The following is a 22,166-nucleotide window of genomic DNA, read 5'->3' on the forward strand; positions in this document are numbered from 1 at the left end:
GGCGCTGATCGCCGCCCTGAAGAAGGACGTCCCGATCCTGAAGGCGGCGAAGCTGACGGGCGACGTCGATGTGGACGCCTTCGTCGATGACCGCTATGTGCGCAAGGCGCTGGGCCCGTCGTACGCGAAGCGGCTGGCCGCGACGCCGGCGCCGGCGCAGAGCGAGGTCTGGCCGAAGGACGCCGGGGAGACGAGGACGTTCAAGACCCCGGCAGAGCTGCTCGCCCACGTCGCCGGGCACAAGGACGACATCCGCGCCGCGTATGTGCCCGACGCGACGACCGGCACCCAGTGGTTCGCCGACAAGGCGGTCTGGGTGGCCGACGGCGGCCGACTCCTCCCGTTCGTCGCCCCGGCCACGGCGAAGGCGTACGTCACCACCCATCCCGGAGCCCGGGTCATCACGTACGCGACCGCCCTGGAGCAGGCGTCGTGACCGCCGACCGAGCACCGACGGGACCCGGGTCGCGCCCCGCGCGACGCCGCAACCGCCCCCGCCCCGCCGCCCGCTACGCCCTGCGCGCCCTCGCCCTCCTCGCGGTGCTCGCCCTCTGGCAGGCGCTGACGAGCCTGGACGTCGACCTGTGGCTGCGGTTCTCGCAGTTCCCCACGGTCACGGACGTGGCGCACGCCTTCGCGGACCGGGTGTCGGGCCCCGACTACTGGACGGACCTGGCCGACAGCCTCACCCGTATCGTGACGGGCTTCCTGCTGGCCGCGGTCCTCGGTGTGGCCGTGGGCGTCCTGATCGCCCGCTCGCGTCTGGCCGAGGACCTGCTCGGGCCCGTCCTGGAGGTGATCCGCCCCATCCCGGCGATCGCGCTGGTGCCGGTCGCGATCCTGCTCTTCCCGTCGAACGAGCAGGGCATCGTCTTCATCACGTTCACCGCCGCGTTCTTCCCGGTCCTGGTCTCCACCCGGCACGCCGTTCGGGCGCTCACCCCGGTGTGGGAGGAGGCGGTCCGCACGATGGGCGGCGGCCGGTGGCGGGTGCTCGCCTCGGTCGTGCTGCCGGGCGCGCTGCCGGGCATCTTCGGCGGCCTGTCGGTCGGGATCGGTGTCTCGTGGATCTGTGTGATCTCCGCCGAGATGATCTCCGGCCAGTACGGCGTCGGCTACCGCACCTGGCAGGACTACACGATCGTCAACTATCCGGGGGTCTTCGTCGGCATGGCCACGATCGGTGTGCTCGGCTGGCTGACGTCGACGGCGGTGGAACTGATGGGCCGCCGTCTCACCCACTGGCTGCCCCGCACGTCGGACGCCCCCGCGCCCCGGCCGCGCCTGCCCCGGCCCACCCCCGCGTCATCCGTTCCGGCCCCCGCGCCCCGGGACGGCGCGGCCGACAGGCCCGGCACCGGCCCCAAGCCCGAGGAGGCACGCGATGAGCACCTCGTCTGACACGCGCGGCACCCACGGGACTCAAGGCACCGGCGGAACTCAAGGCGCCCACGGGACTCAAGGCGGCCAAGGCACCCGGCTCTCGCTGCACGCCGCCGATTTGGGCCGTCCCGACGCCGTGGCCCTGACGGACGTCGAGCTGGACGTCGCCCCCGGTGAGATCCTCACGGTGGTCGGCCCGTCGGGCTGCGGGAAGTCGACCCTGCTGCGGACGCTGGCCGGTCTGCTGCCGCCGCTGGACGGACGGCTCGCCCAGGACGGACGCCCGCTGGTCGGCCCGTCCGCCGACCGCGCCCTGGTGTTCCAGGAGGACGCCCTCCTGCCGTGGCGCACCCTGCGGGCCAACGTCGAACTCCCCCTCGCCATACGGGGCCTGCCGCGCGCCGAGCGCCGTACGCAGGCCGAGGCGTGGCTGGCCGGGGTCGGCCTCGCCGAGTACGCCCGCCAGTTGCCGCACCGTGTCTCCGGCGGCCAGCGCCAGCGCGCCCAACTGGCGCGCGCCCTCGCCGGGCGCCCTCGCGCCGTCCTGATGGACGAACCGTTCGGCGCGCTCGACGCCCAGACCCGGGCCGGTATGCAGGACCTGCTGGTGGAGGTGTTGGCGGGCACGGGCGCCACGGTCGTCTTCGTCACCCACGACGTGGACGAGGCCCTGTTCCTCGGCGACCGCGTGGCCCTCCTCGGCGCCGGCCGCCTGACCGCCGTACGCGCCGTCCCGCACCCCCGCGACCGCGCGGCCCACGACGCCCCCGCCCTGGCGGCCCTGCGCCACGAGGTCCTCGCCTCCCTCGCTTCCTGACGCCCTGCCCCCGCCTTCCTGACGCCCCGACACCCTGGTTCCCCGGTTCCCCGGTTCCCCGGTTCCCGAAAGGCCCTCTGGTGGAGATTCCCACCCTCACCGACGCCGAAGAGCTCACCTGCGACGTCCTCGTCATCGGTGGCGGCACCGCCGGCACCATGGCCGCCCTGACCGCCGCCGAGCACGGCGCGAACGTCCTGCTCCTGGAGAAGGCGCACGTCCGGCACTCCGGCGCCCTCGCCATGGGCATGGACGGCGTCAACAACGCCGTCATCCCCGGCCGCGCCGAACCCGACGACTACGTCGCCGAGATCACCCGCGCCAACGACGGGATCGTCGACCAGTCCACGGTCCGCCAGACCGCGACCCGCGGCTTCGACATGGTGCGGCGGCTGGAGTCGTACGGGGTGAAGTTCGAGAAGGACGAGCTGGGCGAGTACGCCGTCCGGCAGGTCCACCGCTCCGGTTCGTACGTGCTGCCCATGCCGGAGGGCAAGGACGTCAAGAAGGTCCTCTACCGGCAGCTGCGACGGCGCGAGATGCGGGAGCGGATCCGCATCGAGAACCGGGTGATGCCGGTGCGGGTGCTGACGGCGGGCGAGGGCGCGGAGCGGCGGGCGGTGGGAGCTGCGGGCTTCAACACCCGCACCGGGCGGTTCGTGACGGTCCGCGCCGGCGCGGTGACCCTCGCGACGGGCGCCTGCGGCCGCCTCGGCCTGCCCGCCTCCGGCTATCTGTACGGCACGTACGAGAACCCGACGAACGCGGGCGACGGCTACGCCATGGCGTACCACGCGGGCGCCGAGCTGACCGGTATCGAGTGCTTCCAGATCAACCCGCTGATCAAGGACTACAACGGCCCGGCCTGCGCCTATGTCGCCAACCCCTTCGGCGGCTACCAGGTCAACCGGCACGGCGAACGCTTCGTCGACTCCGACTACTGGTCCGGCCAGATGATGGCGGAGTTCGCCGCCGAGATCGCCTCCGACCGCGCCCCGGTCTATCTGAAGCTCAGCCATCTCGCGGAGGAGTCGGTCTCCGCGCTGGAGTCGATCCTGCACACCACGGAACGCCCCACTCGCGGCACCTTCCACGCGGGGCGCGGGCACGACTACCGCACCCACGACATCGAGATGCACATCTCCGAGATCGGCCTGTGCGGCGGCCACTCCGCCTCGGGCGTCCGTGTCGACGACCACGCCCGGACGACCGTCCCGCGCCTGTACGCCGCGGGCGACCTCGCCTGCGTCCCGCACAACTACATGATCGGCGCCTTCGTCTTCGGCGACCTGGCGGGCGCGGACGCCTCCCGGTACACCCCGTACGAGGGCGAGTTGCCCTCCGAGCAGCTCTGTGAGGCGCACGAGCTGATCTACCGCCCGCTGCGTAATCCGGACGGGCCCCCGCAGCCCCAGGTGGAGTACAAGCTCCGCCGCTTCGTCAACGACTATGTGGCGCCCCCGAAGTCCGGCGCCCGTCTCTCCCTCGCCCTCAACGCCTTCGAACGTATGCGGGACGACATCGCCGCCATGGGTGCCCGCACCCCGCACGAGCTGATGCGCTGCGCCGAGGTCACCTTCATCCGCGACTGCGCCGAGATGGCCGCCCGTGCGTCCCTGGCCCGCACCGAGTCCCGCTGGGGCCTCTACCACGACCGTCTGGACCACCCCCACCGCGACGACGCCTCGTGGTTCCACCACCTCGACCTGTACAAGTCCCCGTCGTCGGGCGCCATGGAGTTCACCGCCCGCCCCGTGGCCCCCTACCTGGTGCCCGTCGAGGAGTTCACCCCGCTCGGCGGCCCTTCCCGCCTCCTGGGCGAGGTCCACGCGGAGGACGTGGCCACGGCCGGGGCGAGAGAAGCGGCACCGGTGGCACGGGACGCGGGGGCGAGCCCGAAGGACGGCCCCGGCTCACCCGACGCGTCCGACTCTCTTGTGGCCGCGCACGCAGCTCCCCCGCCCTCCTCCGATCCCTCCGCCCGTCTCCTCGAACTCGTCGCCCTGGCCGAGGAGCAGCCCGAACTCCCCTCCTTGCGGACGTACTTGTCGGACCCTTCGCCTGCCGTGCGGCGCGAGGCGGTCGCCGTCCTCACGGAGACACTGCCGCCGGGCACCGGCCCCGCCCTGGCCGAGGCGCTCCGGGACGACGACGCCGAGGTACGCGCCGCCGCCGCGGCCTCGCTCCGGGAACTCGTCGAGACGCTCCCGCCCGAACCGGCCCTCCGCGACGGTCTGGCGGCCGCCGTGGCCGAGCCCGACGCGACCGTCCGCGCGGCCGCGCTGGACGTACTGCGCGCGCTGCGCCTCGGTGACACCGCGCTGTTCGCGGCCTCGTTGACCGACGCCGACACCGCGGTCCGCATCGAGGCCGTCCGCGCCCTCGTCTCCGTCGACGCGGCCGACGAACTCGCCCGCGCGGCGACCACCGACCCGTCCCGCGAGGTCCGCGTCACCCTCGCCAAGGCGCTGGCCACGGTGGTCACCAACCACACGGAACCCTCCACGACCACCGCCCCGCGTACGACTCCCCGTACCACTCTCACCGCGCTCACGGCCCTCACCGCCCTCGTCGACGACCTCGACGCCCTGGTGCGTGCCGCCGCCTACGGCGCCCTGGGTACGGTCGGCTGCCCACCGCCTCTCGCCGCCCGCGCCGTGACCGCCCTGTCCGACCCCACCTGGCAGGTGCGGGCCGGCGCCGCCACCGCCCTGTCCGCCGCGGACACCGCCGCCGCGGTCCCGGCCCTGGCCCGGGCCCTCACGGACCCGAACGCGGACGTCCGCAAGGCCGCGGTCCTCTCCCTGACCCGCCACACCACCGCCGAGGAGGCCCGCACGGCCCTCACCACAGCCACGAAGGACTCCGACGCCGACGTCAGGGCCTACGCCGCACGGGCCCTGTGACGCCACCGGCCCTTGTGCGGGTCCCGCCCGGGCCGCTGCGGGCCCCGCCGGGTTACCGGGTCCCGCCGGGTTACTGCGGGTAGCGGCGCGCCAACAGGGGTGCCGGTGGGCCGGGTTCGTGCTGCGAGGGTTCGTCCGCGCGGTCCGCGGCGGCGCGCCAGTGCGCGGCCACGGCGGTGTCGCCACGGTTCTCGTGCAGCCGGGCCAACTGCTGGGCGGCGTACCCGTCGCCCTCGTGTGCCGCGTGTTCCCACAGTTCCTCGGCGTCCGGGAGTTCCCCGCGCGCGGCGAGCAGCGAGCCGAGGGCGCAGGTGGCCGGCACACTGCCCTGCCGGGCGGCGGCCACCAGGTATCCCTCGGCCTCCTCGTGGCGACCGGCCCGGAGCATCCGCTCGCCCACCGCCGCCTGGGCCTGGAAGAGCCCGGCCTCTGCGGCCCGGTCCATCCAGGCGTCGGCCACGGTCCGGTCGCCGCTCTGCTCGTACAGGACCGCGAGGGCGAACATGGCGAGGGGCAGACCCAGCTCCGCCGCGAGCAGCCACAGGGGTTGGGCCGCGGACGGGTTCCCCGTCTGCTGGTAGAACGCGCCGAGGTTGTAGGCGGCTTCGGCGCTGCCCTCCATCGCGGGCCGACGGAAGAGCCGCTCGGCGAGATCCGTGTCGCCCTCTGCCAGCCGGGCGAGGACCCACTCCTCCGTGAGGATCTCCTCCCCCGGCACGCGCTGCCCGGCATCCGGTACCGCCTGCCCGACCTCCGCCACCCGCTGCCCGGCGTCCGCCTCAACGGCCCCGGCCTCGGCCGCCCTCTGTCTGCGGACGACGGCGAGGTAGTGGGCGGCCTCCCCGTCATCGCCGGCCGCCGCGCGGGCCAGCCACTTCTCGGCCTCGGCCAGGTCACCGCGGTGGTAGGCGCGAACACCCGCCCCGCGCATCCCCTCCGGCTCCCCCTGTTCGGCCGCCTTGCGCCACCACTGCTCGGCCTCGGCCATGTCGAAGCGCAACTCGGCCTCGGCCGCGAGGTTGACCGTGGCCTTGGAAGCTCCCGCCTCCGACGCCCGGCGCCACAACTCCCGCGCCCCGGCGTCGTCCCCACTCTGGATCCGCCGAACACCGAGATCGGTCATCGCCAGCGGATGACCGAGCTCGGCGGCCAACTCCAGGTGCGGCACACCTCCTTGCAGATCACCGCTCGCAGCTGCCAACTGCCAGGCCCGGAACGCCTCTTCGGCACCATGGGACGGACGCATCCGCACATCGTCCACGACAAGCACCCTCGAACACCAGACCGCCTCAGCACGGCGGGAGAGCGGGCGGCGGAGGAGGATCTCGTCGTGGCGATACTCCAACGACGCGACCAGCGGTGAAGGGGGACCTGGCCGCCCATGTGCAGCAGGTCCCGGATCCCCACGAGCGGGGGGCCACCGAGGTACCGGTGGCCGAACCCGTCTTCCTCCTCGCCGAGGGGGCCATAGTGACGGCCGGCATCAGCGGCGACCCGGCCCCGGCCCATCACGCCCGAGCAGCGGTCGCGGCCCTGCTCGGCGCCGAGCCGAAAGAGCCGGCCGACACGGCCTAGGCCCAGTCGTCGTAGTCGGGTTCCGGTTCGTCCTCCGGCCAGTCGAAGGAGCTGTCCGCACCCCCGGCGCCCCCCTCACGCGCCGAGCCGCCCGCCCTTCGGGAGCCCGCCGCCGAGCCTCCCGAACCCCCGGAGGACGCCTCTCCGGAAGCCGTCGCCGAGTCGGCCGTCCCCGTGGACGCGGTCGGCGGTGTCTCCTGGGACGTCCCGCCGCCGAGCGACGCGAGCACCCCGAGCACGCCCTCCCCGTACGTGGCCAGCTTCTTCTCGCCGATGCCGCTGATCGTGCCGAGTTCGGCCACCGACACGGGTGCGGTCGCGGCGATCTCCCGGAGCGTCGCGTCGTGGAAGATCACATACGCCGGGACGCCCTGTTCCCGGGCCTGCTCGGCGCGCCACGCCCGCAACGCCTCGAAGACCGGCAGCAACTCCTCCGGCAGTTCCGCGACAGCCGCCTTGGCCTTCCGCTCACCGCGCCCGGACCCCGACGAACCCGAACCCGAACCCGAGCCCGACGCCGACCGCGAGGTCACCGGCTTCTTCGGCTCCTTGCGCAGCGCCACCTCCCGCTCCCGCCGCAGCACCGCCCCGCTGTCCTCGGTGAGCACCAGCGTGCCGTACTCCCCTTCCACCGCGAGCAGCCCCTGAGCGAGCAACTGCCGTACGACACCGCGCCATTCGCCCTCGGACAGCTCCGCGCCGATACCGAAGACGGACAGCTGGTCGTGGTCGAACTGGATGACCTTGGCCGTCCGCTTGCCCAACAGGATGTCGACGATCTGCACGGCCCCGAACTTCTGCCCGCGCTCCCGCTGCAACCGCACCACCGTGGACAGCACCTTCTGCGCCGCGACCGTGCCGTCCCAGGTCTCCGGCGGTACGAGGCAGGTGTCGCAGTTGCCGCAGCCGCCGGGGTCCGGTTCCTGGCCGAAGTAGCGCAGGAGCTGACCACGTCGGCACTGGGCGGTCTCGCAGAGCGCCAGCATGGCGTCGAGGTGGGCGGCGGCCCGACGGCGGAACGCCTCGTCGCCCTCCGACCCCTGGATGAGCTTGCGCTGCTGAATGACGTCGTTCAGCCCGTACGCCATCCATGCCGTGGACGGCAGCCCGTCGCGGCCGGCTCGGCCGGTCTCCTGGTAGTAGCCCTCGACCGACTTCGGCAGGTCCAGGTGGGCGACGAACCGTACGTCGGGCTTGTCGATACCCATGCCGAAGGCGATCGTGGCGACGACCACGAGCCCTTCCTCGCGCAGGAACCGCGACTGGTGCGCCGCGCGGGTGCCCGCGTCGAGCCCCGCGTGGTACGGCACCGCCTGGATGCCGTTGCCGCTCAGGAACTCGGCCGTCCGCTCGACCGAGTTGCGGGACAGGCAGTAGACGATGCCGGCGTCACCCGGGTGCTCCTGCCGCAGGAAGGACAGCAGCTGCTTCTTCGGGTCGGCCTTGGGCACGATCCGGTACTGGATGTTGGGCCGGTCGAAGCTGGCCTCGAAGTGCCGCGCCTGCGGCATGGCGAGCCGCTCGGTGATCTCCCGGTGCGTGGCGCGGGTCGCGGTGGCCGTGAGCGCGATGCGCGGAACGTCGGGCCAGCGCTCCCCCAGCAGCGACAGGGTCAGGTAGTCGGGCCGGAAGTCATGCCCCCACTGGGCGACGCAGTGCGCCTCGTCGATCGCGAAGACGGAGATCTTGCCGCGGGCGAGGAGGTCGAGGGTGGCGTCGACGCGCAGCCGCTCGGGGGCCAGGTAGAGGAGGTCCAGCTCACCGGCGAGGAACTGGGCCTCGACGACGCGCCGCTCGTCGAAGTCCTGCGTGGAGTTGATGAACCCCGCCTGCACGCCGAGGGCCCGCAGCGCGTCGACCTGGTCCTGCATCAGCGCGATCAGGGGGGAGACCACGATGCCCGTGCCGGGGCGGACCAGGGCCGGGATCTGGTAGCAGAGGGACTTGCCGCCGCCGGTCGGCATGAGGACGACGGCGTCACCGCCCGCCACCACATGATTGATGATCGCTTCCTGCTCGCCCCGGAAGGCGTCGTAGCCGAAGACGCGGTGGAGCACGGCCAGGGCCTCGCTCTCCGCCGGCCGCCCCGCACCCGGGCCTGCCGCCGGCGTCGTCCCGCTGTCGTCCGGCCATGGGGTGGTCGGGGCGGCCTCGCCGTCGTCCGGTCCTGCCGTCGTCCTGCCCTCGTCCGCCATCACACTCGTCCCGCCCGTCCCGATCATCGTCCGTCGCCCGTGCCTGCGTGCCCCGTGCCTCGCGCCCCGGGCTCCGTGCCGTCCGCGCTTCCTCCAGCCCCTGCCACGATAGGCGCCCGCACCGACAGCCTCAGAGTTATCCACAGGCTCCACTCTTCGGAGACCGTGGCCCACTCCCCGGAGTCCTGGGAGGGGACACCGGCGCCGCCCACACGAAAGGGACCCGGCCCCCCGAGGGCCGGGTCCCTCTCGCCTCGTCGCCACCGAGCGGAGCGTCAGCGCACGAACACTCCCGCCTGGCTCGCCAGGTCCAGGAAGTACTGCGGCGCCACGCCCAGGACGAGCGTGACCGCCACGCCGACCCCGATCGCGGTCATGGTCAGCGGTGACGGCACGGCGACCGTCGGCCCCTCGGGGCGCGGCTCGCTGAAGAACATGAGCACGATGACGCGGATGTAGAAGAACGCGGCGATCGCCGAGGAGATCACACCGACCACGACGATCCCGCCGGCGCCGCCCTCCGCGGCCGCCTTGAACACGGCGAACTTGCCCGCGAACCCGGAGGTCAGCGGGATGCCCGCGAAGGCCAGCAGGAACACCGCGAACACGGCCGCGACCAGCGGTGACCTGCGTCCGAGCCCGGCCCACTTGGAGAGGTGGGTCGCCTCGCCGCCCGCGTCCCGCACGAGCGTGACCACGGCGAACGCGCCGATCGTCACGAACGAGTAGGCGCCCAGGTAGAACAGCACCGACGAGACACCGTCCGGCGTGGTCGCGATGACACCGGCGAGGATGAAGCCCGCGTGCGCGATCGACGAGTACGCGAGCAGTCGCTTGATGTCGGTCTGGGTGATGGCGACGATCGCGCCACCCAGCATGGTGACGATGGCGACGGCCCACATGACCGGCCGCCAGTCCCAGCGCAGACCGGGCAGGACGACGTACAGGAGCCTCAGGAGCGCGCCGAACGCCGCCACCTTCGTGGCCGCGGCCATGAATCCGGTGACCGGGGTGGGGGCGCCCTGGTAGACGTCGGGCGTCCACATGTGGAACGGCACCGCGCCGACCTTGAACAGCAGGCCCATGACGACCATGGCGGCGCCGATGAGGAGCAGCGCGTCGTTGCCCATGGTGCCGGCGAGGGCGGGGCTGACCTCCCCGACGGTGCCGTCGACGACCCGGGCGATGGTGCCGTACTTCACGGAGCCCGCGTAGCCGTAGAGCAGGGCGATGCCGAAGAGGGTGAACGCGGAGGCGAAGGCGCCGAGGAGGAAGTACTTGACGGCGGCCTCCTGCGACATGAGCCGCTTGCGGCGGGCCACGGCGCACAGCAGGTACAGCGGGAGCGAGAACACCTCCAGCGCGATGAACAGGGTCAGCAGGTCGTTCGCCGCGGGGAAGATCAGCATGCCGCCGACGGCGAAGAGCAGCAGCGGGAACACCTCAGTGGTGGTGAAGCCCGCCTTGACGGCGGCCTTCTCGCTGTCGCTGCCCGGCACGGACGCGGCCTGCGCGGCGAAGGAGTCGACGCGGTTGCCGTGCGCCGCGGGGTCGAGGCGCCGTTCTGCGAAGGTGAACACGCCGAGGATGCCGGCGAGGAGGATCGTGCCCTGGAGGAACAGGGCCGGTCCGTCGACGGCGACGGCGCCCATCGCGACGATGCCCGACTTGGTCGTGGCGTATCCGCCCGCCGCGAGCCCGATCACCGCGGCGAAGGCGGCGGCGAGCGCGACGACGGACAGGAAGACCTGGGCGTAGTAGCGGCTCTTGCGGGGGACGAACGCCTCGACCAGCACACCGAGGACGGCCGCCCCGATGACGATCAAGGTGGGCGACAGCTGCCCGTATTCGATGTCCGGCGCGCCGATCTTGTCGATCGGCTCGGCCGCCGTTGTCCACAGGCTGTGGACGGCTGATGCGCTCACTTGGACGCCTCCACCTCGGGCTGGGGGTCCTTCTTCTGTACGTCGGACAAGGTCTGCTTGACCGCCGGGTTGACGATGTCGGTGACGGGCTTCGGGTAGACACCCAGGAAGATCAGCAGAGCGATCAGCGGGGCGACCACGACCAGTTCCCGCACCCGCAGATCGGGCATGCCCTCGACCTCGGCCTTCACCGGGCCCGTCATCGTCCGCTGGTAGAGGACGAGGGTGTAGAGCGCGGCGAGGACGATGCCGACGGTGGCGATGATCCCGATGACCGGGTAGCGGGCGAATGTGCCGACCAGGACCAGGAACTCACTGACGAACGGGGCGAGCCCCGGCAGCGACAGGGTGGCGAGACCGCCGATGAGGAAGGTGCCGGCGAGCACCGGGGCGACCTTCTGGACACCGCCGTAGTCGGCGATGAGCCGCGATCCGCGCCGGGAGATCAGGAAGCCGGCGACCAGCATGAGGGCCGCGGTCGAGATGCCGTGGTTGACCATGTAGAGCGTGGCGCCCGACTGACCCTGGCTGGTCATCGCGAAGATACCCAGGATGATGAACCCGAAGTGGGAGATCGACGCGTAGGCGACCAGCCGCTTGATGTCGCGCTGGCCGACCGCGAGCAGCGCCCCGTAGATGATGCTGATCAGGGCGAGGACGAGGATCGCGGGCGTCGCCCAGGTGCTGGCCTCCGGGAACAGCTGGAGGCAGAAGCGGAGCATCGCGAAGGTCCCGACCTTGTCGACGACCGCCGTGATCAGGACGGCGACCGGGGCCGTCGACTCCTGCATGGCGTTGGGCAGCCAGGTGTGCAGCGGCCACAGCGGCGCCTTCACCGCGAAGGCGAAGAAGAACCCGAGGAACAGCCACCGCTCGGTGCTGGTCGCCATGTCCAGGGTGCCGTTGGCGCGGGCCTCGGCGATCTGGGTGAGGGAGAAGTTCCCGGCGACGACGTACAGGCCGATGACCGCGGCCAGCATGATCAGGCCGCCGACCAGGTTGTAGAGGAGGAACTTCACGGCGGCGTACGAGCGTTGCGTCGCCGCGGCCGCCTCGCCGTGCTCGTGGGCACGGTCCCCGAAGCCGCCGATGAGGAAGTACATCGGGATGAGCATGGCTTCGAAGAAGATGTAGAAGACGAAGACGTCCGTGGCCTCGAAGGAGATGATCACCATCGCCTCGACCAGCAGGATCAGCGCGAAGAAGCCCTGGGTGGGCCGCCACCGCTTGCTGCCGGTCTCCAGGGGGTCGGCGTCGTGCCAGCCCGCGAGGATGACGAACGGGATCAGCAGCGCGGTGAGCGCGATCATCGCGACGGCGATGCCGTCCACGCCCAGTTCGTACCGGACCCCGAAGTCCTTGATCCAGGCGTGGGACTCGGTGAGCTGGTAGCGGTCGCCGTCGGGGTCGAAGCGGACCAGGACGACCGCGGCGAGCACCAGGGTGGCCAGCGAGACGATCAGCGCCAGCCATTTCGCGGCGGTCCGCCGGGCGGCCGGTACGGCGGCCGTGGCGATCGCCCCCAGGGCCGGGAGCACCGCCGTCGCTGTCAGCAGAGGAAAGGACATCGGTATCAGACCGCCCTCATCAGCAGGGTCGCGGCGATGAGGATCGCAGCGCCGCCGAACATCGAGACCGCGTACGACCGGGCATAGCCGTTCTGGATGCGGCGCAGCCGCCCGGAGAGGCCGCCCATGCCGGCCGCGGTGCCGTTGACGACACCGTCGACCAGGGTGTGGTCGACGTAGACCAGGGATCGGGTGAGGTGCTCTCCGCCGCGGACGAGGACCACGTGGTTGAAGTCGTCCTGGTAGAGGTCGCGGCGGGCGGCCCGGGTGAGCAGCGATCCGCGCGGGGCGACGACCGGGACGGGGCGGCGCCCGTACTGGAGCCAGGCGAGACCGACGCCGAGGACCATCACGGCGACCGTGGAGGCGGTGACCGCCGCGGCGCCGATCGGCGGGTGCCCGTGCGCGTGGCCGGTGACGGGCTCCAGCCAGTGGATGAACCGGTCGCCGATGCTGAAGAACCCGCCCGCGAAGACCGATCCGACGGCCAGCACGATCATCGGGATCGTCATGACCCTGGGCGATTCGTGCGGGTGCGGTTCGCCCGTCGCGGCAGCGACATGATCAGAAGCAGCAGCGCCGTGGTGTTCGGCGGCGGGCTCCACGTCCGGCTCCGCGGGGGAGGCGGTCGGCTGGTTGCGCCAGCGTTCCTCGCCGAAGAACGTCATCAGCATCACGCGCGTCATGTAGAACGCGGTGATGGCCGCGCCCAGCAGGGCCACGCCGCCGAGGATCCAGCCCTCGGTGCCGCCCTTGGCGAACGCCGCCTCGATGATCTTGTCCTTGGAGAAGAAGCCGGACAGGCCGGGGAAGCCGATGATGGCGAGGTAGCCGAGGCCGAACGTGATGAAGGTGATCGGCATGTACGTGCGGAGGCCGCCGTACTTGCGCATGTCGACCTCGTCGTTCATGCCGTGCATGACCGAACCGGCGCCGAGGAACAGCCCGGCCTTGAAGAAGCCGTGCGTCACCAGGTGCATGATCGCGAAGACGTAGCCGATGGGCCCGAGACCCGCGGCGAGCACCATGTAGCCGATCTGCGACATGGTCGAGCCGGCGAGGGCCTTCTTGATGTCGTCCTTCGCGCAACCGACGATCGCACCGAACAGCAGCGTGACCGCGCCGACCACGGTGGTCACCAGCTGGGCGTCCGGGGCGGCGTTGAAGATGTCGGCGGAGCGGACGATCAGATAGACGCCGGCGGTGACCATGGTCGCGGCGTGGATGAGGGCCGAGACCGGGGTCGGGCCCTCCATCGCGTCCCCGAGCCAGGACTGGAGCGGCACCTGGGCGGACTTGCCGCACGCGGCGAGCAGCAGCATCAGGCCGATGGCGGTGAGCTTGCCCTCGGTCGCCTCACCGGTGGCCTCCAGGACCGGCCCGAAGGCGAACGTCCCGAAGGTGGTGAACATCAGCATGATGGCGATGGACAGACCGACGTCGCCGACGCGGTTGACCAGGAAGGCCTTCTTCGCGGCGGTGGCGGCGCTGGGCTTGTGCTGCCAGAAGCCGATGAGGAGGTAGGAGGCGAGACCGACGCCCTCCCAGCCGACGTACAGCAGCAGGTAGTTGTCGGCGAGGACGAGCAGCAGCATCGCCGCGAGGAACAGGTTCAGATAGCCGAAGAAGCGGCGTCGGCGCTCGTCGTGCTCCATGTATCCGATGGAGTACACGTGGATGAGCGAGCCGACTCCGGTGATCAGCAGCACGAACGTCATCGACAGCTGGTCGAGTTGGAAGGCGACGTCCGCCTGGAAGCCCCCGACGGGGATCCAGCTGAACAGGAACTGGTGCATCGCACGGTTCTCGGGGTCCTTGCCGAGCATGTCGGCGAAGAGGACCACACCGACGACGAATGAGGCGGCGGCGAGGACGGTGCCGATCCAGTGGCCGACGGCGTCGAGGCGCCGGCCACCGCACAGCAGGACGGCGGCTCCGAGCAGGGGCGCCGCGATCAGCAGCGCAATCAGGTTCTCCACGATTCTTCCGACCCCTTACAGCTTCATCAGGCTGGCGTCGTCGACCGAGGCCGAGTGGCGGGAACGGAACAGCGACACGATGATCGCGAGTCCGACCACGACCTCCGCGGCGGCGACGACCATCGTGAAGAAGGCGATGATCTGGCCGTCGAGATTGCCGTGCATGCGGGAGAACGCGACGAGGGCGAGGTTGCAGGCGTTGAGCATCAGCTCGACGCACATGAACACCACGATCGCGTTCCGCCTGATCAGGACGCCGGTGGCGCCGATCGTGAACAGCAGGGCGGCGAGATACAGATAGTTGACGGGATTCACTTCGATGCCTCCCCGCTCTTGCCGCTGTTGGTGCGCTCCAGGCGGTCCTCGGCGCGCTGCTCCAGGGCCTTGAGGTCGCTCAGCGCCTCGGCCGACACGTCGCGGACCTGACCGCGGTCCCGCAGCGTCTTGCTGACGGTCAGCTCGGACGGGGTGCCGTCGGGCAGCAGGCCCGCGATGTCGACCGCGTTGTGCCGGGCGTAGACGCCGGGGGCCGGCAGCGGCGGGAGGTGCTTGCCCTCGCGGACGCGCTGCTCGGCCAGTTCCCGCTGGGTCTTGGCGCGCTCGGTGCGCTCGCGGTGGGTGAGCACCATCGCGCCGACGGCGGCCGTGATCAGCAGGGCGCCGGTGAGCTCGAAGGCGAACACGTAGTCGGTGAAGATGAGGGCGGCGAGGCCCTCCACGTTGCCCCCGGAGTTCGCCTGGCCGAGGCCGTTGAACTCGGTGAGCGCCGCGTTGCCGATGCCCGCGACGAGCAGGATGCCGAAGCCGAGGCCGCACAGCAGGGCCAGCCAGCGCTGGCCCTTGATGGTCTCCTTCAGGGAGTCCGCCGCGGTGACGCCGACGAGCATCACCACGAACAGGAACAGCATCATGATCGCGCCGGTGTAGACGACGATCTGCACGACGCCCAGGAAGTAGGCGCCGTTGGCGAGGTAGAAGACCGCCAGAACGATCATGGTGCCGGCAAGGCAGAGCGCGCTGTGCACGGCCTTCTTCATGAACACGGTGCACAGGGCGCCGATCACCGCGACGGTGCCGAGCACCCAGAACTGGAAGGCCTCCCCGGTGGAGGTCGTGTAAGCGGCGAGTTGGTGCGTCATCGGCGGATCACCTTCTCCGACGCGGGCTCGTCCTCACCGGAGGTGGAGGAGCCCTCCTGCGGCACCTCACCCTTGGAGAGGGCGACCTGCCGCTCGGTACCGGGCGCGGCCTCGGTGACCAGGCCCCGGTAGTAGTCCTGCTCGTCGGTGCCCGGGTAGATCGCGTGCGGGGTGTCGACCATGCCGTCGTCGAGCCCGGCGAGCAGCTGCTCCTTGGTGTAGATGAGGTTGGCGCGGCTGGAGTCGGCCAGCTCGAACTCGTTGGTCATCGTGAGCGCGCGGGTGGGGCACGCCTCGATGCACAGGCCGCACAGGATGCAGCGGGCGTAGTTGATCTGGTAGACGCGGCCGTACCGCTCGCCCGGCGAGTAGCGCTCCTCGTCCGTGTTGTCCGCGCCCTCCACGTAGATCGCGTCGGCGGGACAGGCCCAGGCGCACAGCTCGCAGCCCACGCACTTCTCCAGGCCGTCCGGATGGCGGTTGAGCTGGTGCCGGCCGTGGAACCGCGGGGCGGTGGTCTTCTCCTGTTCCGGGTACTGCTCGGTCAGCCGCTTCTTGAACATGGCCTTGAAGGTCACGCCGAAGCCGGCGACGGGGTTCTGGAAACCCGGCTTGGTCTCCTTGGGCTCATCAGCCATCGGACGCCTCCCTCCCATTCGAAGATCCGTCACTGTCAGTATCGGACCCACCACTGACAATCAGCTCCCGCTCGCGGCGCGGACGCCTGCGCGGCACCGGCGGGAGGTTCTGTCCGGGCAGGGGCGGTACGGGGTATCCGCCGGCCATCGGGTCGAAGGCGGCCGGCTCGGCGGGCTGGTCCTGGGCCTCGCGCTTGTCGCGGAAGATGTCCGCGACGAACGACAGCAGGAACAGCACGACGACGGCACCGGCGACGTACAGCGCGATCTGGGCGAAGTCGTAGTTCTCGTTGCGCAGGGTCCGCACGGTCGCGACCAGCATCAGCCAGACCACGGAGACCGGCAGGAGGACCTTCCAGCCGAGCTTCATCAGCTGGTCGTAGCGGACGCGTGGGAGTGTGCCGCGCAGCCAGATGAAGAAGAACAGCAGCAGCTGCACCTTCACCACGAACCAGAGCATCGGCCACCAGCCGTGGTTGGCGCCCTCCCAGAAGGTGCTGATGGGCCAGGGGGCCCGCCACCCGCCGAGGAAGAGGGTCACCGACACCGCCGAGACCGTCACCATGTTCACGTACTCGGCGAGCATGAACATCGCGAACTTGATCGACGAGTACTCGGTGTTGAAGCCGCCGACCAGGTCGCCCTCGGACTCCGGCATGTCGAACGGGGCGCGGTTGGTCTCGCCGACCATGGTCACGATGTAGATCACGAACGAGACCGGCAGCAGCACGATGTACCAGCGGTCCTGCTGGGCCTCCACGATCGCCGACGTCGACATCGAGCCGGAGTAGAGGAACACCGAGGCGAACGCGGCACCCATGGCGATCTCGTAGGAGATCATCTGCGCGCAGGACCGCAGGCCGCCCAGCAGCGGGTAGGTGGATCCGGAGCTCCAGCCCGCCAGGACGATGCCGTAGATGCCGACCGAGGCGACCGCGAGGACGTAGAGCATCGCGATCGGCAGGTCGGTGAGCTGCATCGTGGTGCGCTGGCCGAAGATCGAGATCTCGTTGCCCGCGGGACCGAAGGGGATCACCGCGATCGCCATGAACGCCGGGATGGCCGCGACGATCGGCGCGAGGACGTAGACCACCTTGTCCGCGCGTTTGACGATGACGTCTTCCTTGAGCATCAGCTTGATGCCGTCGGCGAGCGACTGGAGCATGCCCCAGGGCCCGTGCCGGTTGGGGCCGATGCGCAGCTGCATCCAGGCGACGACCTTGCGTTCCCACACGATGGAGAACAGCACGGTGATCATCAGGAAGGCGAAGCAGAACACGGCCTTGATGACGACCAGCCACCATGGGTCGCGGCCGAACATCGAGAGGTCTTCAGCGGCGAGGTAGTACGCGCTCATGCCTCCACCTCCTCGGGGGCCTCGGCGGCGAGCGTCGCGGGGCCGATGCGGACGAGTGCGCCGGGCAGCGCCCCGGTGTCGGAGGCGACGCCCGAGCCGGCGGAGTTCAGCGGCAGCCAGACGACGCGGTCGGGCATGTCGGTGATCTGCAGCGGGAGTGCGACGACGCCCTCGGGCCCGGTGACCGCCAGCAGGTCACCGTTCTTGACGCCGGCCTCGGCGGCCGTCGCGACGGACAGACGCGCGTGCGCGGCGTGCCGGGTGCCGGCGAGCGCCTCGTCGCCGTCCTGGAGGCGGCCCTGGTCGAGCAGCAGCCGGTGTCCGGCCAGGACGGCCTCCCCGGCGGCGGGCCGCGGCAGCCCGGCAGCGATCTCCACGGGCTCGGTGGCCCGCGAGCCGTCCCAGGCGCCGAGCCGGTCCAGCTCCGCGCGCGTGGTGCGCAGGTCGGGCAGTCCGAGGTGGACGTCCATCGCGTCGGCGAGCATCTGCAGCACCCGCCCGTCGCTGGGTGCCAGACGGCGGGTCATCTGGTCGGGCTTGAGCGCGGCCTCGAACGGCCGGACCCTGCCTTCCCAGTTGATGAAGCTGCCCGCCTTCTCGGCGACGGCGGCGACCGGGAGGACGACGTCGGCGTGGTCGGTGACCTCGCTGGGCCGCAGTTCCAGGGAGACCAGGAAGCCCACGGCGGCGAGCGCCTCACGCGCGCGTGCCGGTTCGGGCAGGTCGGCGACCTCGACGCCGGCCACCACCAGGGCCCCGAGCTCTCCGGTGGCGGCGGCCTCGATGATCTGCCCGGTGTCACGGCCGTAGCGCAGCGGGAGCTGGGCGACGCCCCAGGCGGAGGCGATCTCCTCACGCGCGCGGGGGTCGGTGGCCGGGCGGCCGCCCGGCAGCAGCGACGGCAGCGCGCCGGCCTCGATGGCACCGCGCTCCCCGGCCCGGCGGGGGATCCACACCAGGCGGGCGCCGGTGAGGGCGGCGGCCCGTACGGCGGCGGTGAGTCCGCCGGCCACACCGCCGAGCCGCTCGCCGACGATGATCACGGCGCCCTCGGTGCGCAGCGCGGCGGCGGCCTCGGTGCCGTCCCCCTCGAGTCCGGCGCCGCTCGCGAGGGCGTCCAGCCACTCGGTCTCGGTGCCGGGCGCGGCGGGCAGCAGCGTCCCGCCGGCCTTCTCGAGGCCCCGGGTGGCGTGCGTGGCGAGCGAGAACACCCGCGTCTTGCGCTTGCGCCAGCCCTTGCGGAGCCTCAGGAAGACACCGGGTGCCTCCTCCTCGGCCTCGAACCCGACGAGGAGGACCGCGGGGGCCTTCTCCAGGCCGGCGTACGTGACGCCCTTGCCGTCGAGGTCGTGGCCGCGGCCGGCGACCCGGGCGGCCAGGAAGTCGGCCTCCTCACCGCTGTGCACGCGCGCGCGGAAGTCGATGTCGTTGGTGTCGAGCGCCACGCGCGCGAACTTGCTGTACGCGTAGGCGTCCTCGACGGTGAGCCGGCCGCCGGTCAGGACACCGGCCCTGCCGCGCGCGGCGAGCAGCCCCCGGGCGGCGGCCTCCAGGGCCTCCGGCCAGGACGCCGGTTCCAGGACGCCCTCCTCGTTGCGGACGAGGGGGGTGGTCAGCCGGTCGGGGCGCTGCGCGTAGCGGAACCCGAAGCGGCCCTTGTCGCAGATCCACTCCTCGTTGACCTGGGGGTCGTCGGCGGCGAGCCGCCGCATGACCTTGCCGCGCCGGTGGTCGGTGCGGGTGGCGCAGCCGCCGGAGCAGTGCTCGCACACGGACGGCGAGGACACGAGGTCGAAGGGCCGGGAGCGGAATCGGTACGCCGCCGAGGTCAGCGCGCCGACGGGGCAGATCTGGATGGTGTTGCCGGAGAAGTACGACTCGAACGGGTCGCCCTCACCGGTGCCGACCTGCTGAAGCGCGCCCCGCTCCAGCAGTTCGATCATCGGGTCGCCGGCGACCTGGTTGGAGAAGCGGGTGCAGCGGGCGCACAGCACGCACCGCTCGCGGTCGAGGAGCACCTGCGCGGAGATCGGTACGGGCTTCTCGTAGGTGCGCTTGCGGCCCTCGAAGCGGGACTCGGACTGGCCGTGCGACATGGCCTGGTTCTGCAGGGGGCACTCGCCGCCCTTGTCGCAGACGGGGCAGTCCAGGGGGTGGTTGATGAGCAGGAGCTCCATCACCCCCTTCTGGGCCTTCTCGGCGACCGGGGAGGTGAGTTGAGTCCTGACGACCATTCCGTCCGTACAGGTGATCGTGCAGGACGCCATGGGTTTGCGCTGGCCCTCGACCTCGACGATGCACTGGCGGCAGGCGCCGGCCGGGTCGAGGAGGGGGTGGTCGCAGAAGCGGGGGATCTCGATGCCGAGCTGTTCGGCGGCCCGGATGACCAGGGTGCCCTTGGGCACGCTGATGTCGACGCCGTCGATGCTCAGCGAGACGAGATCCTCCGGCGGGACCGCCGCCTCCCCGCTCCCGGAGGGAGCGCCGGTGGTCACGGTCATGCGTTCACCTCCGCGTGCTTGTCCTGGTCGGCCCAGGCGGTCGACCTGGCGGGGTCGAAGGGGCAGCCCCGGCCCGTGATGTGGTCCTCGTACTCCTCGCGGAAGTACTTCAGGGAGGAGAAGATCGGTGAGGCGGCGCCGTCGCCGAGGGCGCAGAACGACTTGCCGTTGATGTTGTCGGCGATGTCGTTGAGCTTGTCGAGATCGCTCATGACGCCCTTGCCGGCCTCGATGTCGCGCAGCAGCTGGACGAGCCAGTACGTGCCTTCGCGGCAGGGGGTGCACTTGCCGCAGGACTCGTGGGCGTAGAACTCGGTCCAGCGGGTGACGGCCCGGACGACGCAGGTGGTCTCGTCGAAGCACTGGAGCGCCTTGGTGCCGAGCATGGAGCCCGCGGCGCCCACACCTTCGTAGTCGAGGGGGACGTCGAGGTGCTCGTCGGTGAACATCGGGGTCGAGGAGCCGCCCGGTGTCCAGAACTTGAGGCGGTGGCCGGGGCGCATGCCGCCGCTCATCTCCAGCAGCTGGCGCAGGGTGACGCCGAGCGGGGCCTCGTACTGGCCGGGGCTGGCGACGTGGCCGCTGAGGGAGTAGAGCGTGAAGCCGGGGGACTTCTCGCTGCCCATCGACCGGAACCATTCCTTGCCCCGGTGAAGGATGGCGGGAACCGACGCGATCGACTCGACGTTGTTCACGACAGTGGGACAGGCGTAGAGGCCTTCCACGGCAGGGAAGGGGGGACGCAGTCGCGGTTGACCACGGCGGCCTTCGAGCGAGTCGAGCAGCGCGGTCTCCTCACCGCAGATGTACGCGCCCGCGCCCGCGTGCACGGTGAGGTCGAGGTCGAGTCCGCTGCCCAGGATGTTCTCGCCGAGGTAGCCCGCCTCGTAGGCCTCGCGTACGGCCTCGTGCAGCCGCCGCAGTACGGGGACGACCTCACCCCGCAGATAGATGAAGGCGTGCGAGGACCTGATGGCGTAGCACGCGATGACGATGCCCTCGATGAGGCTGTGCGGGTTCGCGAAGAGGAGCGGGATGTCCTTGCACGTCCCGGGCTCCGACTCGTCGGCGTTGACGACGAGATAGTGCGGTTTCCCGTCCCCCTGCGGAATGAACTGCCATTTCATTCCGGTGGGGAAGCCGGCCCCGCCGCGGCCGCGCAGACCGGATTCCTTGACGTACGCGATGAGGTCGTCCGGCGTCATGGCGAGCGCCTTGCGGAGTCCCTCGTACCCGTCGTGGCGCCGGTAGACGTCCAGCGTCCAGGACCTGTCCTCGTCCCAGAAGGCCGACAGCACGGGTGCGAGCAGCTTCTCGGGGCTGGTGCCCTTGATCTCGGGTGCCAACGTCATCACTCCCCCTCCTCGGCGGTGGGCCCTGCCGGGTGGGCCGGGTCGGAGGCCGATGTCTCCTGCGGCGCGTCGTGCGAGCTGATGTGCTCGGCGGGCGACGGCTCGTGCACCTTGTCCTGCGGCTCGTCGTGCGGGCCGCCGTCCCGCGGGTGGACCACACGCGGCGTCGCGGCCTCTCCCTTCGCCAGGCGCAGGCCCACCAGGGAGGCGGGTCCGGCGCCGCCGGTCGCCTCTACGGCCCCGGGCCGCTCGTCGGGGAAGCCGGCGAGGATGCGCGCGGTCTCCTTGAAGGTGCACAGCGGCGCCCCGCGCGTGGGCTCGACCTGTACGCCGGCCCGCAGGTCGTCCACGAGCCGCTTGGCGCTGTCGACGGTCTGGTTGTCGAAGAACTCCCAGTTGACCATCACGACCGGCGCGAAGTCGCAGGCCGCGTTGCACTCGATGTGCTCCAGGGTGACCTTGCCGTCGTCGGTGGTCTCGCCGTTGCCGACGCTCAGGTGCTCCTGGAGCGCCTCGAAGATCGCGTCGCCGCCCATCACCGCGCACAGGGTGTTGGTGCAGACGCCGACCTGGTAGTCACCGCTCGGCCTGCGCCGGTACATGGTGTAGAAGGTGGCGACCGCGGTGACCTCGGCCGTGGTCAGGCCCAGCACCTCGGCGCAGAACCGCATGCCGGTGCGGGTGACGTGGCCCTCCTCGGACTGCACGAGGTGCAGCAGCGGCAGCAGCGCGGACCGGGAGTCGGGGTAGCGGGCGATGACCTCGGCCGCGTCCCGCTCCAGCCGGGCTCGAACGTCGTCCGGGTAGTCGGGCGCGGGCAGCTGGGGCATG

The 22,166-nt window shown here is 71.3% G+C and carries 16 protein-coding genes and 1 pseudogene; 5 read left to right on the forward strand and 12 right to left on the reverse strand.

The features are described from left to right. The 4 genes and pseudogenes from M8J73_RS40070 to M8J73_RS40085 form a co-directional block, all read left to right on the forward strand. A pseudogene (locus tag M8J73_RS40070) lies at positions 1 to 436 on the forward strand (ABC transporter substrate-binding protein); the annotation flags it as partial. An 80-nt stretch (positions 437 to 516) separates the two neighbouring features. Next, positions 517 to 1,401, forward strand: a complete 885-nt coding sequence (locus tag M8J73_RS40075; protein ID WP_249829740.1) for an ABC transporter permease — start codon at positions 517 to 519, stop codon at positions 1,399 to 1,401. Beyond that, complete coding sequence (locus M8J73_RS40080) at positions 1,385 to 2,200, forward strand: ABC transporter ATP-binding protein (protein WP_079054906.1); 816 nt, start codon at positions 1,385 to 1,387, stop codon at positions 2,198 to 2,200. The genes M8J73_RS40075 and M8J73_RS40080 overlap by 17 nt, the downstream gene beginning before the upstream one ends. Before the next feature lie 80 nt (positions 2,201 to 2,280). After that, positions 2,281 to 5,106, forward strand: coding sequence for a fumarate reductase/succinate dehydrogenase flavoprotein subunit (locus tag M8J73_RS40085; protein WP_240501347.1), 2,826 nt, complete (start codon positions 2,281 to 2,283; stop codon positions 5,104 to 5,106). Between the two features lie 70 nt (positions 5,107 to 5,176). On the opposite strand, the gene M8J73_RS40090 is transcribed toward M8J73_RS40085, so the two are convergent. Beyond that, complete coding sequence (locus M8J73_RS40090) at positions 5,177 to 6,352, reverse strand: tetratricopeptide repeat protein (protein WP_157873161.1); 1,176 nt, start codon at positions 6,350 to 6,352, stop codon at positions 5,177 to 5,179. A 113-nt stretch (positions 6,353 to 6,465) separates the two neighbouring features. Here M8J73_RS40090 and M8J73_RS45075 point away from each other — a divergent pair, with 113 nt between their 5' ends. Then, positions 6,466 to 6,681, forward strand: a complete 216-nt coding sequence (locus M8J73_RS45075) for a hypothetical protein (protein ID WP_055539347.1) — start codon at positions 6,466 to 6,468, stop codon at positions 6,679 to 6,681. Here the strand turns inward: M8J73_RS45075 and recQ are convergent. The 11 genes from recQ to nuoE form a co-directional block, all read right to left on the reverse strand. After that, positions 6,678 to 8,876, reverse strand: a complete 2,199-nt coding sequence (gene recQ / locus M8J73_RS40100) for a DNA helicase RecQ (RefSeq protein WP_249829738.1) — start codon at positions 8,874 to 8,876, stop codon at positions 6,678 to 6,680. The genes M8J73_RS45075 and recQ overlap by 4 nt on opposite strands. A 275-nt stretch (positions 8,877 to 9,151) precedes the next feature. After that, on the reverse strand, positions 9,152 to 10,801 hold the full coding sequence (gene nuoN / locus M8J73_RS40105) for an NADH-quinone oxidoreductase subunit NuoN (RefSeq protein WP_055539346.1): 1,650 nt from the start codon (positions 10,799 to 10,801) through the stop codon (positions 9,152 to 9,154). After that, complete coding sequence (locus M8J73_RS40110; RefSeq protein ID WP_055539345.1) at positions 10,798 to 12,369, reverse strand: NADH-quinone oxidoreductase subunit M; 1,572 nt, start codon at positions 12,367 to 12,369, stop codon at positions 10,798 to 10,800. Before M8J73_RS40110 ends, nuoN begins: the two co-directional genes overlap by 4 nt. Before the next feature lie 5 nt (positions 12,370 to 12,374). Further along, positions 12,375 to 14,348, reverse strand: coding sequence for an NADH-quinone oxidoreductase subunit L (gene nuoL, locus M8J73_RS40115; RefSeq protein ID WP_055539344.1), 1,974 nt, complete (start codon positions 14,346 to 14,348; stop codon positions 12,375 to 12,377). A 15-nt stretch (positions 14,349 to 14,363) separates the two neighbouring features. Next, complete coding sequence (nuoK, locus tag M8J73_RS40120) at positions 14,364 to 14,663, reverse strand: NADH-quinone oxidoreductase subunit NuoK (RefSeq protein WP_009310327.1); 300 nt, start codon at positions 14,661 to 14,663, stop codon at positions 14,364 to 14,366. Further along, complete coding sequence (locus M8J73_RS40125; RefSeq protein WP_055539343.1) at positions 14,660 to 15,487, reverse strand: NADH-quinone oxidoreductase subunit J; 828 nt, start codon at positions 15,485 to 15,487, stop codon at positions 14,660 to 14,662. The genes nuoK and M8J73_RS40125 overlap by 4 nt, the downstream gene beginning before the upstream one ends. Then, on the reverse strand, positions 15,484 to 16,125 hold the full coding sequence (gene nuoI, locus M8J73_RS40130) for an NADH-quinone oxidoreductase subunit NuoI (protein ID WP_055539342.1): 642 nt from the start codon (positions 16,123 to 16,125) through the stop codon (positions 15,484 to 15,486). Before nuoI ends, M8J73_RS40125 begins: the two co-directional genes overlap by 4 nt. Next, complete coding sequence (gene nuoH / locus M8J73_RS40135; protein WP_055539341.1) at positions 16,118 to 17,482, reverse strand: NADH-quinone oxidoreductase subunit NuoH; 1,365 nt, start codon at positions 17,480 to 17,482, stop codon at positions 16,118 to 16,120. Before nuoH ends, nuoI begins: the two co-directional genes overlap by 8 nt. Then, positions 17,479 to 19,983, reverse strand: a complete 2,505-nt coding sequence (locus M8J73_RS40140; RefSeq protein ID WP_055539340.1) for an NADH-quinone oxidoreductase subunit G — start codon at positions 19,981 to 19,983, stop codon at positions 17,479 to 17,481. The genes nuoH and M8J73_RS40140 overlap by 4 nt, the downstream gene beginning before the upstream one ends. Then, positions 19,980 to 21,335 (reverse strand): NADH-quinone oxidoreductase subunit NuoF, encoded by a 1,356-nt coding sequence (nuoF, locus tag M8J73_RS40145; protein ID WP_055539339.1) that lies wholly within the window; start codon positions 21,333 to 21,335, stop codon positions 19,980 to 19,982. Before nuoF ends, M8J73_RS40140 begins: the two co-directional genes overlap by 4 nt. Beyond that, positions 21,335 to 22,165 (reverse strand): NADH-quinone oxidoreductase subunit NuoE, encoded by an 831-nt coding sequence (gene nuoE / locus M8J73_RS40150; RefSeq protein WP_055539350.1) that lies wholly within the window; start codon positions 22,163 to 22,165, stop codon positions 21,335 to 21,337. The genes nuoF and nuoE overlap by 1 nt, the downstream gene beginning before the upstream one ends. Position 22,166: the final 1 nt, after the last annotated feature.

This window comes from Streptomyces neyagawaensis (assembly GCF_023516595.1).
Classification (GTDB): Bacteria; Actinomycetota; Actinomycetes; order Streptomycetales; family Streptomycetaceae; genus Streptomyces; species Streptomyces neyagawaensis.

Excerpts from the sequence above, each read along its gene's own strand:
- M8J73_RS40110 (WP_055539345.1), bottom strand. The coding sequence starts at position 12,369 with ATGTCCTTTCCTCTGCTGACAGCGACGGCGGTGCTCCCGGCCCTGGGG.
- nuoF (WP_055539339.1), bottom strand. The coding sequence starts at position 21,335 with ATGACGTTGGCACCCGAGATCAAGGGCACCAGCCCCGAGAAGCTGCTC.
- nuoH (WP_055539341.1), bottom strand. The coding sequence starts at position 17,482 with ATGAGCGCGTACTACCTCGCCGCTGAAGACCTCTCGATGTTCGGCCGC.
- M8J73_RS40140 (WP_055539340.1), bottom strand. The coding sequence starts at position 19,983 with ATGACCGTGACCACCGGCGCTCCCTCCGGGAGCGGGGAGGCGGCGGTC.
- recQ (WP_249829738.1), bottom strand. The coding sequence starts at position 8,876 with ATGGCGGACGAGGGCAGGACGACGGCAGGACCGGACGACGGCGAGGCC.
- M8J73_RS40090 (WP_157873161.1), bottom strand. The coding sequence starts at position 6,352 with ATGCGTCCGTCCCATGGTGCCGAAGAGGCGTTCCGGGCCTGGCAGTTG.
- nuoE (WP_055539350.1), bottom strand. The coding sequence starts at position 22,165 with ATGCCCCAGCTGCCCGCGCCCGACTACCCGGACGACGTTCGAGCCCGG.
- M8J73_RS40080 (WP_079054906.1), top strand. The coding sequence starts at position 1,385 with ATGAGCACCTCGTCTGACACGCGCGGCACCCACGGGACTCAAGGCACC.
- M8J73_RS40125 (WP_055539343.1), bottom strand. The coding sequence starts at position 15,487 with ATGACGCACCAACTCGCCGCTTACACGACCTCCACCGGGGAGGCCTTC.
- nuoI (WP_055539342.1), bottom strand. The coding sequence starts at position 16,125 with ATGGCTGATGAGCCCAAGGAGACCAAGCCGGGTTTCCAGAACCCCGTC.